Below are 13,362 nucleotides of genomic sequence, written 5' to 3'. Positions count from 1 at the left end.
TCCCGGCCCTTCGTCATGCGTGCGTCACTGCGGTGGACGGCTCGCCGCCAGGAACGTGTCGCTGAACAGGTCGAAGTCGTCGCTCGGCCCGCGGCCGCTGCCGCCCCCGCCGAGGATGCTCGCGAGCTCGCCGACCGCGCGGTCGATGCGCGAGGTCAGCGCGCCCTTGCCCTCGCTGCCCCAGTCGTGCGGGCTGGCGAAGATGCCGGTCGGGACGACCAGCGCCTGCAGGTAGGCGAACAGCGGACGCAGCGCGAAGTCGATCGCCAGCGAGTGCCGCGCCGTGCCGCCGGTGGCGGCCAGCAGGACGGGCTTGCCGGTGAGGGCGTCCGGCTCCAGGCCGTCCAGGAACGACTTGAACAGGCCCGGGTAGGACGCCTTGAAGATCGGCGTGACGACGACGAGCGCGTCCGCGCCGGTCACCGCGTCGACGACCGGGCGCAGGTTCCCGTTCGGGAAGCCGGTCAGCATCGCGTCCGTGACGTCGTGGGCGTAGGCCCGCAGCGAGTGGATCTCGGTCTCCGCGTCCGGGATCTGCGCCCGGACGGCGGCGAGCACCTGCTCGCCGAGCATGGTCGAGCTGGACGGCTCGCTGAGCCCGCTGGTGAGGGCGACGACCTTGGTCATGCGTGCACCTCCTCGGTGCTGGTGTCCTCGGCGGCCTTCGCGTCGGCGACCATCTTGGCCGCGACGCGCGAGGCGTGGTCGGGGGTGTCGGGCACGTCCGCCGGACGGCGGGCGGCGAACTCGGCGCGCAGCGTGGGCAGCACCTCGCCGAGCAGGTCGAGCTGGTTCAGGACGGTCTTCAGCGGCAGGCCGGCGTGGTCGACCAGGAACAGCTGGCGCTGGTAGTCACCGAAGTAGTCCGCGAAGGTGAGCGTCTTCTCGACGAACTCCTGCGGGCTGCCGACGGTCAGCGGCGTCTGCTCGGTGAAGTCCTCCAGGCTCGGGCCGTGGCCGTAGACCGGCGCGTTGTCGAAGTACGGACGGAACTCCTTCACCGCGTCCTGGCTGTTGCGCGCCAGGTAGAACTGGCCACCCAGGCCGACGATCGCCTGGTGCGGGTCGCCGTGGCCGTAGTGCGCGTAGCGCTGGCGGTAGAAGTTGATCAGCCGGATGTAGTGCTCCTTCGGCCAGAAGATGTTGTTCGCGAAGTAGCCGTCGCCGTAGAACGCGGCCAGCTCGGCGACCTCCGGCGTCCGGATCGAGCCGTGCCACACGAACGGCGCGACGCCGTCGAGCGGGCGCGGGGCGAGCGTGAAGCCCTGCAGCGGCGAGCGGAACTCACCGCTCCAGTTCACGACCTCCTCGTCCCAGAGCTTGCGCAGCAGGTGGTAGTGCTCGACGGTCAGCTCGACCGCCTTGCGGCCGTCGTAGCCGAACCACGGGTAGACCGGCGCGGTGTTGCCACGGCCGAGCATGAGGTCCATGCGGCCGTCGACCAGGTGCTGCAGGTTCGAGTAGTCCTCGGCGATCTTGACCGGGTCGTTGGTCGTGATCAGCGTGGTGGACGTCGAGAGCTTGATGCGCTCGGTCAGCGCGCCGATGTGGGCCAGCAGGGTCGTGGGGCTGGAGGGGTGGAACGGCGGGTTGTGGTGCTCGCCGGTCGAGAACACGTCCAGGCCCACCTCCTCGGCCTTGCGCGCGATCGCGACGGTCGCCTTGATGCGCTCGTGCTCGGTGGGCGTGATCCCCGTGGTGGGGTCCTCGGTGACGTCCCCGACCGTGAAGATCCCGAACTCCATGCCAGCCATGGCCTGCTCCTCAGCTCGTCCAACGTTCTTGTTGAATCTTCAACCACCATACGGGCACAGATGTTCCCGGGACAAGAGGAGGTGCGTCACAGCCCGCTAGAAGGCGTCGACGACGTCGCGCAGGGCGGCCACGGCGCAGCCGACCTGCCACGGTCCGTCCTGGCCGGCGAGGGTGGCGTGCTCGGGGTGCTTCTCCCAGGTCGTGGCCTGCACGCGCACGGCCAGCCGGTCGTCGATCATCGCGGCGTCGCGACGGACGACCTCGGGATCGGTGAACACGGCCGGCAGGTCCGAGCGGCCCTCGACGTCCTGGGCGCGGTACCCGGCGATGGTCGTCGCGTGGTGCAGGCGCCAGACCTCGAGCTGCGCGTCGTCGCAACGGTCGTCCCCGTAGGCGCGGGACGCGGCGGCCGGATCGACGCCCAGGGCCGCGCACAGCGCCTCGGCGTAGGCCTCGACGATGGCGCTGGTGGAGGGCGTCTCGCTGGTGGTCGTCACGCGCCGAGCCTAGAAAACGTTTGGCAGCCGCGCACCGCCGGGTCCCCCGGGACGGGTCCGCGGGCGCCGCTCAGGCGTCCCGCGGCGCCGGCGGGACGGCCGCCATGATCCCGCGGACGGCCGCCTCGACCCGCGCGACGGCGTGCGGGTCCGTCAGGCGTCCGCCGCGGAGCAGCAGCCCGGTCGGGACGTCCACCACGCAGGCACGGACCGCGTCGACGGCCAGGGCGTCGTCGCGGCCGAGGGCGAGCCCGGCCAGCCGGGTCAGGACCGTGCCCACCTGCCGCCGCAGTCCGCGGAGCCGCTCGCGCAGGTCGTCCGGGACGTCCTCCTCGAGCAGCTCGTCCAGCCGGACCAGGAGCAGGAACGACGCGCTGGTGGGCGACCGCTCGGCCACGACGCTCGCCGCCTGGGCAGCCGCGACGACGGGGCCGAACGCATCGTCCGGGTCCCGCTCGACCGCCTCCTCGACCACCTCCTGCTGGACGACCAGGAAGCGTTCGGCCTCGCGCAGGTACGCCCGTGCGACCAGCCCGGCCCGGGAGCCGAACGCGTGGTAGATGGCCCCGTTGGACGCCCCCGACTCCCGCGCCAGCTCGCGCAGGGTCAGTCCGTGGACGCCGCGCTCGACCATGAGCGCGGTCGCCCGGTCGATCAGCGCGTCGAGGTCGTGCTCGCGCGGCCGGCCCACCGGTTCAGCCCTGCGGCTCGCGCAGCGCGGCGACGGCCGTGGCGAACATCGTGGCCTTGATCGCGCCGAGCGTGGTGCGGTCCTTGCCGGCCAGGTCGCGCACCCGGGCCGCGGCCGCCTCGCGCAGCTCCTCCAGCGGGGCGTGGACGTCGACGAGCCCCGCCTCGACCGCCTCGGCGCCGCCGTAGCGGCGACCCGTCGTCATCGCCTCGACGGCGGTGCCGGCGCTCGTCTTGGCCTGGATGAGCGCGGCCATGCCCGGCGTGAACGGGATGTGGATGTCGACCTCGGGGAAGCAGAAGTAGCCGCGGTCGGTGCGCATGGCCCGGAAGTCGTGCGCGGTCGCGAGCATCGCGCCGGCCCCGAACGCGTGGCCGTTCACCGCCGCGACGGTCGGGACGGGGAGCGTCAGCATCGTCGCGAGCACGCCCTGCACCCGCTCGACGTAGGCGCCCAGCTGCTCGGGGTGCGCACCGAGGTGGTCCAGGTCCAGGCCGTTGGAGTAGAAGCGTCCGGACCCGGTGGTCACGACGACCGCGGGCTCGGTCGAGCCGGCCACCTCGGCGAGCACGTCCTCCATCGCGGTCAGCCAGGACGGGCTGAAGCGGTTCTCGTCGTCACCGAGGTCGATCGTCCAGACCGGACCGTCGACGGTCACGCCGGGCGTGCGTGTCTGCGTCATGGCGCCATAGTAGAGCGGCTGCTCTATTACGTCCACAGGCCGCGTCCCGGGAAACCTCACCGGGCCGGACGCTCAGCGGTGGGCGGCGAAGAACGTCCGGAGCAGGGTCGCGGACTCCTCGGCCAGGACGCCCGACGCCACCTCCGGACGGTGCGGGAGCCGGCGGTCGCGGACGACGTCCCACAGCGAGCCGACGGCGCCGGCCTTCTCGTCGAAGGCGCCGAACACGAGCCGCGCCACGCGGGCCTGGACGAGCGCCCCGGCGCACATGGTGCACGGCTCCAGCGTCACGACCAGGGTGCAGCCGTCGAGCCGCCACGAGCCGAGCGCCTGCGCCGCCTCGCGCAGCGCGACGACCTCGGCGTGGGCCAGCGGGTCGGCGTCGACCTCGCGCAGGTTGCGACCCTCGCCGACGACGGCACCGGCCGGGTCGAGCACGACGGCGCCCACCGGCACGTCGGAGTCGGCCGCGGCCCGCTCCGCGAGCGCCAGCGCGCGGCGCATCGCCTCGGCGTCGTTCACCCGACCAGGGCGTTGAGCTCGTCGCCGAACCCGAGCCGCTCGGCGATCTCCAGCAGCGTCTCGTCGGGGTAGGCGTCGGGGTCGCAGAGCAGGTCGAGCTCGCTGCCGGACAGGCCCAGGTCGCTGACGATGTCGAGGTCGCCGGCGGGGTCGGCGTCGGCGTCCGGCGCCGGGTCGGCCAGGTCGAGCTGGTCGGCGACGTCGGCGGCCAGGTCGTAGTCGGTCACGGCCGTGACGTCGGAGAGCATGAACCGCGTGTAGGGGCCCGAGACGCGCACGAGGACGAAGAACTCCTCGTCGACCGCGACCATGCCGAGCACGCCCACGTCCGACGGGAAGCGCCGCAGCGCCTCCACCAGGTCGCCGACGTCCTGGGTGACGCCCGTCTTGAGCTCGGCGACCTGCCAGACGCCCTGGTCGCGGTACGCGGCTACTGCGAAGTCGACGTCGTCGTCGGCCATGTCACACCCTCTCCTGGTCCTGCGTCGAGGATGTCAGAGTGCGCACCGGGCCGCCAGGGTGACGACGGCCTCGCGGTCAGCCGGCGAGGCCGCGCTCGCGGTAGGTGCGCGGCGGCACGCCGAGGGCGCGGCTGAACACCCGGCTGAAGTGGGCCGGATCCTCGAAGCCGCACAGCTGGGCGACGTCCGCGACGGAGAGGTACGACCGCTCGGCGTCCAGCAGCAGGGAGCACGCCCGGTCGATGCGACGAGCGCGCACGTAGCGCGCGACCGGACCGACCTCGGCGGCGAAGGCGTCGTAGAGCCGGCGGCGCGAGACGCCGACGACGACCGCCACGCGCGACGGCTCGAGCTCGGGGTCGTCGAGGTGCTCCTCGATGTAGGCGCGGGCCTGCTCGACGATGACGGCGTGCTCGGTGCTGGCCGGGAGCCGGTGGCGGGGCGTGTCGGCGACGACGCGCGACGCCAGGTCGGCCAGCTGGGCGACGGACATGAGCGGACGCCCGCGCGACTCGGCCACCATCGCGGCCCGCAGCTGGTCGAGCGCCGGGCTGCGCAGGGCCGTCGCCGCGGTCGCCGCGATCTGGTCGTGCGAGACGGTCAGGGCGTCGCGCGGCACCAGGGTCACGAGGATGCCGAACGGCATCGCGCTGCCGACGTCGTAGGGGTCGGACGTGTCGTAGAGCGCGATGTCGCCGCGCTGCAGCATGGCCAGCCGGCCGTGCTGGCGCAGGCCGATGTGGCCGCCCAGGTTGAGCGCGAACTTCACCTTGTCGCGGCCGAACCCGGACGCCAGCTCCGGCGTGCGGCGGGCGACGTGGGCCGTCGCGTGCAGCGCGCAGAACCGCGCCTCGTCCCGCTGGTGCATCGTCATGTTGCCCTGCACGACGCTCTGGGCGCCGGTGATGCGCAGCGGCACCAGCATCCGCGAGCTGGCCTCGGCCCAGGACCGCAGGGTCTTGGGCACGGGTGAGCGGCGCGTGTCGAACTCGTCGTAGGCCAGGACGGACTGCGCAGTCATGGTCACGACCTCCCTTCGCAGCAGCACCCCCGATGTGACGTGGATCATAGCCCGGTCGCCCGTGTCCGGACTTGGACATCCGTGCGGGCGGAACGCTCAGCCGAGCCGGCTCGCGACGCCCTCCAGCACGTCCTCGGCGCCCGGGCGCGCCACGAGCTGGACGCCGACCGGCAGCCCGTCGCGCGGCACCGGCACGCTCACCGACGGGGCGCCCAGGACGTTGGCGATCGAGGTCTCGCGGGTCAGCACCGGCTCGACCGGCCACCGGCGTCCGGCCAGCTCGACCTCGTGCTCGCCGATGCGCGGCGCGGTGACCGGCACGGTGGCGCCGAGCAGGACGTCGGCGTCGCGCCAGACGTCCGCCACCCAGGCGACGGCGCGTGCCGCGACCGCGTCCGCCCGGGCCGCCTCGGCGTCCGTGACCGGCCCGAGGTCCATGAGCGCGGCGACGTCGGCACCGAAGCCGCCCGGCTCGCGCGCGTACGCGTCCCGGTGGACCCGCTCGGCCTCCCGGCGGACACGGGTCAGCACCGCCATGGCCCGCTCGGCGGCCGGCGGCTCCGGCGTCACGCGGCGGACGTCCAGCCCCGCGTCGGCCAGCACCCTCGCGGCACGCTCCACGCCCTCGGCGACGGCCGGGTCCCAGGCGTCCGCGTCGTCCACGAGCGCGACGCGCCCGAGCGGGGGGCCGGCGGTCCCGGTCCCCCGCCCCCCGAGCAGCGCGGCGCGCGCCACGGAGACGTCGGCCACGGTGCGCCCGAGCAGGCCGACGTGGTCGAGCGACGCCGCCAGCGGCATGACGCCGGTCATCGGCAGCCAGTCGCGGGACGGCTTGTAGCCCACGCACCCGCTGAGCGCGGCGGGGATGCGAGCGCTGCCGGCGGTGTCGGTGCCGATCGCCAGCAGGCAGCTGCGGACGACGACGGACGCCGCCCCGCCCCCGGACGAGCCGCCCGGCACCCGGTCGGCGTCGTGCGGGTTGCGGGTGGGCCCGAAGTGCGCGCTGTCGGTGCGACCGCCCCAGGCGAGCTCGTGCGTCGCCTGCTTGCCCAGCACCACCGCCCCGCACGCGCGCAACCGCTCCACGACGGCGGCGTCGCGCGACGGCACGTGGCGCTCGAAGCGCGGGCTGCCGTACGTCGTCCGCAGGCCGGCGGTGTCGACGAGGTCCTTCACCCCGACCGGGATGCCGTGCAGCGGGCCACGACGTTCACCCCGGCTCAGCGCGGCCTGCGCAGCCCGGGCCTGGGCGAGCGCCCCGTCGGCGTCCACCGTCGTCCAGGCGTGCACCCTGGGCTCGGTCCGCTCGACCTGCGCCAGGTAGGCCTCGGTGAGCTCGACCGCCCCCACGTCGCCGCGCTCCAGGGCGGCCGCCGCCGCGACCAGGTCGAGGTCGACCAGGTCGCTCACGTGCGCACCGCCGGACACGGCTCGGCCGCCGGAGCGCGGGTCACCCGGTAGTCGACCGGGAAGAGCGAGAGGCCCCAGCGGTCGTGCACGGTGCCCCACAGCCCACGCGGCAGTCGCGTCGCGACCAGGATCGCCACGCAGCCCAGCAGCACCAGGTACCAGGAGCCGGCGTCGGCCAGCACCTGCTGGAGCAGGAAGTAGACGATCGCCCCGACGATCGGTCCCTCGAGGTAGCCGATGCCGCCGATCACGACGATGAAGATCATCGACGCCGACCACTGGACGCTGAAGATGGCGTTCGGCTGGACGCTCAGCGCGTCGACCACGAGCACGCCACCGGCCGCGCCGCAGCCGGCCGCCGAGACGAGGTACATGACCCGCTTGGCCCGGGTGACGTCCACGCCGCTCGCCCGGGCCGCGACCTCGTCGTCGCGCACGGCGGTCAGGGCGAGCCCGATGCGTCCGCGCAGGAGCCAGAAGCAGGTCGCCACCGACACCACCGCCACGCCGAGCGCCAGCCAGTAGGTGAACGCGGCCCGCATGGTGGCGTCGACGTCGTTCATGCCGGTCAGCGAGCGACCGCTGGGGCCGCCGAGCGAGTCGATCTTGACCAGCACGAGTCGGTAGACCTCGGCGATCACCCAGGTGCCGACGGCGAAGTAGTCGCCGCGCAGGCGGAAGGCCAGGAACGAGGTCGGCAGGGCCAGGGCCGCGGCGGTCACCGCCGCCATGAGGACGCCCAGGTACGGGGGCACCCCGGCGTCCGCCAGCGCCACGACCGTGTACGCCCCGACGCCGATGAACGCCTGCTGGCCGACCGACACCAGTCCGCCGAAGCCGGCGAGCAGGTTCCACATGCTGGCGATGACGATCAGCACGAACAGCGAGACCAGCGAGCTCGTGACGTCCTCGTAGACCAGGAACGGCAGGGCGACGAGCACGAGCAGCAGCACGGCGCCGACCACGGAGGTGGGCCGGGTCGAGCGGCCGGACCGGCTGACCGCCGGCACCCCGGCACTCACGAGGCCCTCGCCGGGACGAGGCCCTGCGGGCGGAACGCGAGCACGAGCAGGAACAGCAGGTGGCCGGCCAGCACCGAGCTGGACGGGTCGGCGACCGCGACGAGGCTCTGGACGACACCGAGGGCCAGGCCGCCGAGCAGCGTCCCCCACAGCGACCCCAGGCCGCCGATGACCACGGCCTCGAACGCGAACAGCAGCTGGGCCGGGCCGAGCGACGGGTCGAACGACGAGCGGATAGCCATGACGATGCCGGCCATCGCCACGGTGGCGAACGCGATCGCCGACGCGATGCCGTAGACCCGGCGGGCGTCGGCACCGACGAGCGCCGCGGTCTGCGGGTCGTCGGAGGTGGCGCGCATGATGCGGCCGCTGGACGTCCGGCTCAGGAACAGCTGGATCGCGACGATCGACCCGACGGCCAGCACCAGCCCCGTGATGCCCACGTACGACAGCGACACGTCGCCGACCTCGAGGGCGGACGTCGCGAACGAGCCGGCGTCCAGCGTGCGGGTGTCGGCCGAGAACAGCTCGAGCAGCAGGTTCTGGATGACGACGGACAGGCCGAACGTCACCAGCAGCGTGGCGAGCGGGCCGGACTGCAGGCTGCGCTGCAGCAGCAGCCGCTGCGTCAGGTAGCCGACCACGCTGAACACCGGCACGGTGACGACCGCGACGAGCCACAGCGGCAGCGACGTGGCGCTCAGCGTCACGAACGCGCAGAACGCCGCGACGATCGCCAGGTCGCCGTGGGCGAGGTTGACGATGCGCATGACGCCGAACACGACCGACAGGCCGCAGGCGAACAGGGCGTAGAGGCCGCCCAGCAGCAGCCCCTGGGCGAGAGCGTTGACGACGTCCATCTAGGCCTCCGCGAGTCCGAAGTAGGCGGCCTCGACCGCGGCGCGGTCGAGCTGGGACGGTGGTCCGGCCAAGGTGGTGCGTCCTTCCAGGAGGCAGTGCACGTGATCGGCGACGGCCATCGCCTGGGACACGTCCTGCTCGACGAGCAGGACGGCGCAGCCCTCCGCGACGATGCGCGGCAGGGTCTCGTAGATGCGGCGGACGACGACGGGCGCGAGGCCCAGCGAGAGCTCGTCGAGCATGAGCACGCGGGGGTTGGTCATGAGTGCGCGGCCGATGGCCACGGCCTGCTGCTGGCCGCCGGACAGCGACCCGGACGGCTGGCGACGCCGCTCGGGCATCCAGTCGAACAGCTCGTAGACGGCGGCGAGGTCCCACGACCCCGACCGGCCGGCGTTGCGCCCGGTGAGCAGGTTCTCCTCCACGGTGAGCGAGGGGAAGAGCCGGCGGCCCTCGGGCACGAGCGCGACCCCGCGGCGCACCCGGCGGTGCGCCGGGAGCTCCGTGACGTCCTCGCCGTCCAGCAGCACCCGGCCCGAGGACGCGGGCAGGGCGCCGGCCAGGCAGCGCAGCAGCGTCGTCTTGCCCGCGCCGTTCGCGCCGATGACGGCGACCTTCCCGCCCGCGTCGAGCTCGAGGTCCAGCCCGCTCACGGCCCGCAGCTGGCCGTGGTGGACGTCCAGGTCGTGCACCTGCAGCACCGCGCTCATGCGGCTCCCTCCTCGGACGGGTCCTGGCCCAGGTAGATCTCCCGGACCACCGGGTCGCGCAGCACCTGCTCGGGGTCGCCGTCGGCGACCAGACGCCCGCCGGCCAGGCAGGCCAGCCGGTCGACCGTCGCCAGCAGGGCGTGGACGACGTGCTCGATCCAGACCACGGCGACGCCGTCGGCGTGCACCGCGCGGACCAGCTCGACCAGCTCGGCCACCTCGGGCTCGGTGAGCCCGCCGGCGACCTCGTCGAGCAGCAGGACCCGCGGCCGGCTGGCCAGGGCGCGCGCCACCTCGAGCCGCTTGCGCTGCAGCAGCGACAGCGCGTCGCCGCGGGTGTTGGCCAGGTGGGCCAGCCCGCAGCGCTTCAGCGCGTCGTGCGCGAGGCTCAGCGCCTCGTCCCCCCGCGCACCGGCCCCCTCGGTCGCCGCGAGCAGCGTGGTCGCGAACGTCGTCATGCCTCCGAAGGGCCGCGGCACCTGGTACGTCCGCCCGAGACCGGCGCGGGTGCGCTGGTGCACGGACGTGCGCGTGACGTCCCGGCCGTCCAGCACGACCCGGCCCGCGTCCGGGGCCAGGTCGCCGCCGGTCATCGCGAACAGCGACGACTTGCCGGCGCCGTTCGGCCCCACGATGCCCAGCGCCTCGTGCGGACCGACCTCGAGGTCCAGCCCGTCGGCGACGACGACCTGGCCGAACTTCTTGCTGAGGCCCTCGAGCCGCAGCAGGGCGTCGGCCATCAGGCGTTCGTCGGCTCGAGGTCGCCGCCGACCGGCACGTCGGGGTTGGGGGTGTTGTCGACGACGACGACCTCCCAGTCGAACTCCTTGCCCGGGCGCCACTGGACGCCGACCGGGTGCTGGATCGCGATGCCCGGCTCGGGGCCCTTCGTGAAGTCCAGCGGCCCGCTCATGCCGCGGTACGACATGCTCCGCAGCTTCGCGGCGACGTCGTCCTTGTCCTTGGGGTCGTCGGCCTGCTTGAACGCCTCGATCGCGATCTCGAACAGCGAGTAGACCGAGCCCAGGGCCTGCGTCCACTGCTTGCCCGTGCTCTGCGAGAACGCCGCGGCGAGGTCCTTCGCGCTGGTGCCGTCGATGCTGGACTCGTACGGGTGCGACGAGCTCCACCAGCAGTCGGTGGCGATGTTGTTCGACAGGCGTCCCAGGGCGTCCGCCTCGGCCGGGAACAGCATCACCTTGGCCACGGTGGCCAGGCGCGGGCGGAAGTCCTGCTGCTGCGCCTGCTTCCAGAAGGTCTGGAAGTCCGGCGGGATGGGCGTCGTGGTGAACAGCTCGGCACCCGACCGCTTGAACGTGTTGATCTGGGCGCTGAAGTCCGTCGTGCCGTCCTGGTACTTGCCGCCGTCGACCGGGTTGTAACCGGCGTCCTTCATGAGCGGCCCGAGGCCGTTGCGGAAGGCGTTGGCGTCGGTGTCGTCGGGCCACAGCGCGGCGACCTCCTGCGACGAGGCGCCGATGCGGTCCCACATCGGGAAGAAGCAGTCGGCGAACTGCTGCATGCCGAAGAAGAACATCGTCGTGTACTGGAAGCCCTCGCCGGACTTCCCGCCGCGGCCGTGGAACCACGCCTCCCACGGGGCGATGGTCGTGACGTTCGGGACGCCGGCCGCCTCGCACTGGTCGGCCACGGGGTTCGTGGTGTCGGGCGTGCCGGAGGCGACGACCAGGTCGACCTTGTCGCGGGTGATGAGCTGCTTGGTGACCTCGGTGGCGCGCGTGGGGCTGGACTGGGTGTCCTTCACCACGATCTCGATCGTGCGCTTCTTCCCACCCGCCTTGAGCCCGCCGCGCATCGCCTCGCGCACCTGCTCGACGACGAACGCGTCGGACGTGGCGAAGCTGGCGAGCGCCCCGGTCTTGGGGGTGACGAGGCCGATCTTCAGCACGTCCGCGTCGGACGCGCTGGAGCCCTTGAGGCCGCCGCACGCGCTGAGCAGCGTGCCGCCGCCGACGGCGGCCGCGCCGAGGCCGGCGAGCTGGAGGAAGCGCCGGCGGTCGACGCCGGAGGACGAGCTGGAGGACGTGGGGGACATGGCTGCTCCTGCAGGGGTCGGAGGGACGGTCAGAGCTGACGGGCGGGCGGGGTGCGCCGCACGGTGATCCACCGGGTCTCGGTGAAGGCCTCGACGTTGGCGGTGGCGCCGCCGAACCGCGCCCCGGTGCCGGAGGCACGGACGCCGCCGAACGGGGCGTTCGCCTCGTCGTTCACGGTCTGGTCGTTGACGTGGACGATGCCGGTGGGGATGCGCTCGGCGAGCGCGAGCCCGCGCATGACGTCGCGGGTGACGATGCCCAGGGCGAGGCCGTACTCGCTGGCCGCCGCGATCGCGACCGCCTCGTCGTCGTCGCGGAACGGGACCACCGCGGCGACCGGTCCGAAGACCTCCTCGGCGAACGCCGGGGCGTCGTGCGGCACGTCGCCGAGCACGGTGGGTCGGTAGAAGAGCTCGTCGAACCAGCCGCCCGCGTGCACCTTCGCGCCGCGGCGCTCGCTCTCCTCGACCAGGGCGTGGATGCGGTCGCGCTGGCCGGCGTCGATGACCGGGCCGAGGGCGACGCCCTCGCTCGTCGGGTCGCCGACGACCAGCGTCTCGGCCTTGGCCGCGAGCCGGCTGACGAACTCGTCGTGGACGCTCTCGTGCACCAGGTGACGGCCGACGGTCATGCAGACCTGGCCCTGGTGGAAGAACGAGCCCCACGCGGCCTGCTCGACGGCCTCGGCGACGTCGGCGTCCTCGAGCACGACGAGCGCGGAGTTGCCGCCGAGCTCGAGGTGGGCGCGCGTCAGGTGCTCGGCGGCGGTCGCGCCGACCGCCCGGCCGGCCGCGGTCGAGCCGGTGAAGGAGACGACGCGCACGTGCGGGTCCTCGACGATCGCCTGCCCGACGTCCGCGCCGCCCGGCACGAGCTGCAGCAGCCCGGCGGGCAGGCCGGCCTCGGCGAGCACCCGGGCGATGAGCACGCCGCCGGTGACGACGGTGCGGGGGTCCGGCTTGAGCAGCACCGCGTTGCCGAGCGCGAGGGCGGGGGCCACGGACCGGATGCTCAGGATCAGCGGCACGTTGAACGGGGAGATGACGCCGACGACGCCCGCGGGCAGGCGGCGCGAGAACGACAGCCGGTCGTCCTCGCTGGCCAGCACCTCGCCCTGCGGGGCGGACGGCAGCGCAGCCGCGGCCCAGCACTCCTCGGCGGCGACGTGCAGCGAGAAGCCGGCCATCATCGGCACGGCGCCGACCTCGCGGACGTTCCAGCCGGACAGCTCGGCCGCGTGCTCGGCGAACAGGTCGCCGGCCCGTCGCAGCACCGCGGCCCGGGCCGGGTGGGGCAGCGCGGCCCAGGCCCGCTGGGCCTCGTGCGCCGAGCGTGCCGCGTCCCGGACGTCGTCGGGGCTCGCGAGACCGGCCTGGGCCAGCTCGGCGCCGGTCGCCGGCTCGACGACGGGCACCGTGCCGCCGGCACCCGGACGCCAGTCGCCGTCCACGAAGATCCGCCCCTGCCACGGGGCCCGGTCGAGGAATGTCACGGTGTCGCTCCTGCTCGTCGGTGTGCGTCGAGCCGGAATCTAGGCACGCGACGAGGGGGCGGACGCGCTGCTGCACGGACGTCCAAGCCGACCCCCGGGGCCCTCGCACGGACGTCCAAGTCCGTGACCCCCGTCACGCCGGCGGGCGCGTCCTGCCGCGGCGCCGGGGGACGCCCGTCAC

Annotated in this window: 15 protein-coding genes; all 15 read right to left on the bottom strand. The window is 73.8% G+C overall.

Annotated features, from left to right (window positions below; all coding sequences use genetic code 11):
• Window positions 1-24: 24 nt before the first annotated feature.
• Entirely contained in the window at window positions 25-627 is a 603-nt protein-coding gene (locus E0W78_RS01140; RefSeq protein WP_131402015.1) for a CE1759 family FMN reductase, read from the bottom strand.
• A complete protein-coding gene (locus tag E0W78_RS01135) occupies window positions 624-1,745 on the bottom strand; it encodes an LLM class flavin-dependent oxidoreductase (protein WP_131402190.1) in 1,122 nt (373 codons plus the stop codon). Before E0W78_RS01135 ends, E0W78_RS01140 begins: the two co-directional genes overlap by 4 nt.
• 105 nt (window positions 1,746-1,850) lie before the next feature.
• Window positions 1,851-2,252 (bottom strand): hypothetical protein, encoded by a 402-nt coding sequence (locus tag E0W78_RS01130; RefSeq protein WP_131402014.1) that lies wholly within the window; start codon window positions 2,250-2,252, stop codon window positions 1,851-1,853.
• A 70-nt stretch (window positions 2,253-2,322) separates the two neighbouring features.
• A complete protein-coding gene (locus E0W78_RS01125) occupies window positions 2,323-2,943 on the bottom strand; it encodes a helix-turn-helix domain-containing protein (protein ID WP_131402013.1) in 621 nt (206 codons plus the stop codon).
• Window positions 2,944-2,947: 4 nt separating this feature from the next.
• Window positions 2,948-3,625 carry an enoyl-CoA hydratase/isomerase family protein gene (locus tag E0W78_RS01120; protein ID WP_131402012.1) on the bottom strand — a complete coding sequence of 226 codons (678 nt, stop codon included), beginning with the start codon at window positions 3,623-3,625 and terminating at the stop codon, window positions 2,948-2,950.
• Between the two features lie 72 nt (window positions 3,626-3,697).
• Complete coding sequence (gene tadA / locus E0W78_RS01115; RefSeq protein ID WP_278249409.1) at window positions 3,698-4,147, bottom strand: tRNA adenosine(34) deaminase TadA; 450 nt, start codon at window positions 4,145-4,147, stop codon at window positions 3,698-3,700.
• Window positions 4,144-4,608 carry a tRNA adenosine deaminase-associated protein gene (locus tag E0W78_RS01110; RefSeq protein WP_131402011.1) on the bottom strand — a complete coding sequence of 155 codons (465 nt, stop codon included), beginning with the start codon at window positions 4,606-4,608 and terminating at the stop codon, window positions 4,144-4,146. The genes tadA and E0W78_RS01110 overlap by 4 nt, the downstream gene beginning before the upstream one ends.
• 76 nt (window positions 4,609-4,684) lie before the next feature.
• Entirely contained in the window at window positions 4,685-5,629 is a 945-nt protein-coding gene (locus tag E0W78_RS01105) for a helix-turn-helix domain-containing protein (RefSeq protein ID WP_165570359.1), read from the bottom strand.
• Window positions 5,630-5,725: 96 nt separating this feature from the next.
• Window positions 5,726-7,039: an amidase gene (locus E0W78_RS01100; RefSeq protein WP_165570358.1), complete on the bottom strand. Its 1,314-nt coding sequence runs from the start codon at window positions 7,037-7,039 to the stop codon at window positions 5,726-5,728.
• Window positions 7,036-8,061 (bottom strand): branched-chain amino acid ABC transporter permease, encoded by a 1,026-nt coding sequence (locus tag E0W78_RS01095; RefSeq protein WP_131402008.1) that lies wholly within the window; start codon window positions 8,059-8,061, stop codon window positions 7,036-7,038. Before E0W78_RS01095 ends, E0W78_RS01100 begins: the two co-directional genes overlap by 4 nt.
• The gene (locus tag E0W78_RS01090) at window positions 8,058-8,921 is read right to left on the bottom strand and encodes a branched-chain amino acid ABC transporter permease (RefSeq protein WP_131402007.1); all 864 of its coding nucleotides are present in this window, start codon (window positions 8,919-8,921) and stop codon (window positions 8,058-8,060) included. Before E0W78_RS01090 ends, E0W78_RS01095 begins: the two co-directional genes overlap by 4 nt.
• Entirely contained in the window at window positions 8,922-9,632 is a 711-nt protein-coding gene (locus E0W78_RS01085) for an ABC transporter ATP-binding protein (protein WP_131402006.1), read from the bottom strand.
• On the bottom strand, window positions 9,629-10,372 hold the full coding sequence (locus E0W78_RS01080) for an ATP-binding cassette domain-containing protein (protein ID WP_131402005.1): 744 nt from the start codon (window positions 10,370-10,372) through the stop codon (window positions 9,629-9,631). Before E0W78_RS01080 ends, E0W78_RS01085 begins: the two co-directional genes overlap by 4 nt.
• The gene (locus E0W78_RS01075) at window positions 10,372-11,688 is read right to left on the bottom strand and encodes an ABC transporter substrate-binding protein (protein ID WP_131402004.1); all 1,317 of its coding nucleotides are present in this window, start codon (window positions 11,686-11,688) and stop codon (window positions 10,372-10,374) included. Before E0W78_RS01075 ends, E0W78_RS01080 begins: the two co-directional genes overlap by 1 nt.
• A 29-nt stretch (window positions 11,689-11,717) precedes the next feature.
• Window positions 11,718-13,181 (bottom strand): aldehyde dehydrogenase family protein, encoded by a 1,464-nt coding sequence (locus E0W78_RS01070; protein WP_131402003.1) that lies wholly within the window; start codon window positions 13,179-13,181, stop codon window positions 11,718-11,720.
• Between the last annotated feature and the right edge of the window lie 181 nt (window positions 13,182-13,362).

The sequence above is a fragment of the Aeromicrobium sp. IC_218 genome, from assembly GCF_004336805.1.
Taxonomy (GTDB): Bacteria; Actinomycetota; Actinomycetes; order Propionibacteriales; family Nocardioidaceae; genus Aeromicrobium.
The sequence above is the reverse complement of the archived record's forward strand: the minus strand, read 5'-3'. Positions and strand labels throughout refer to the sequence as shown.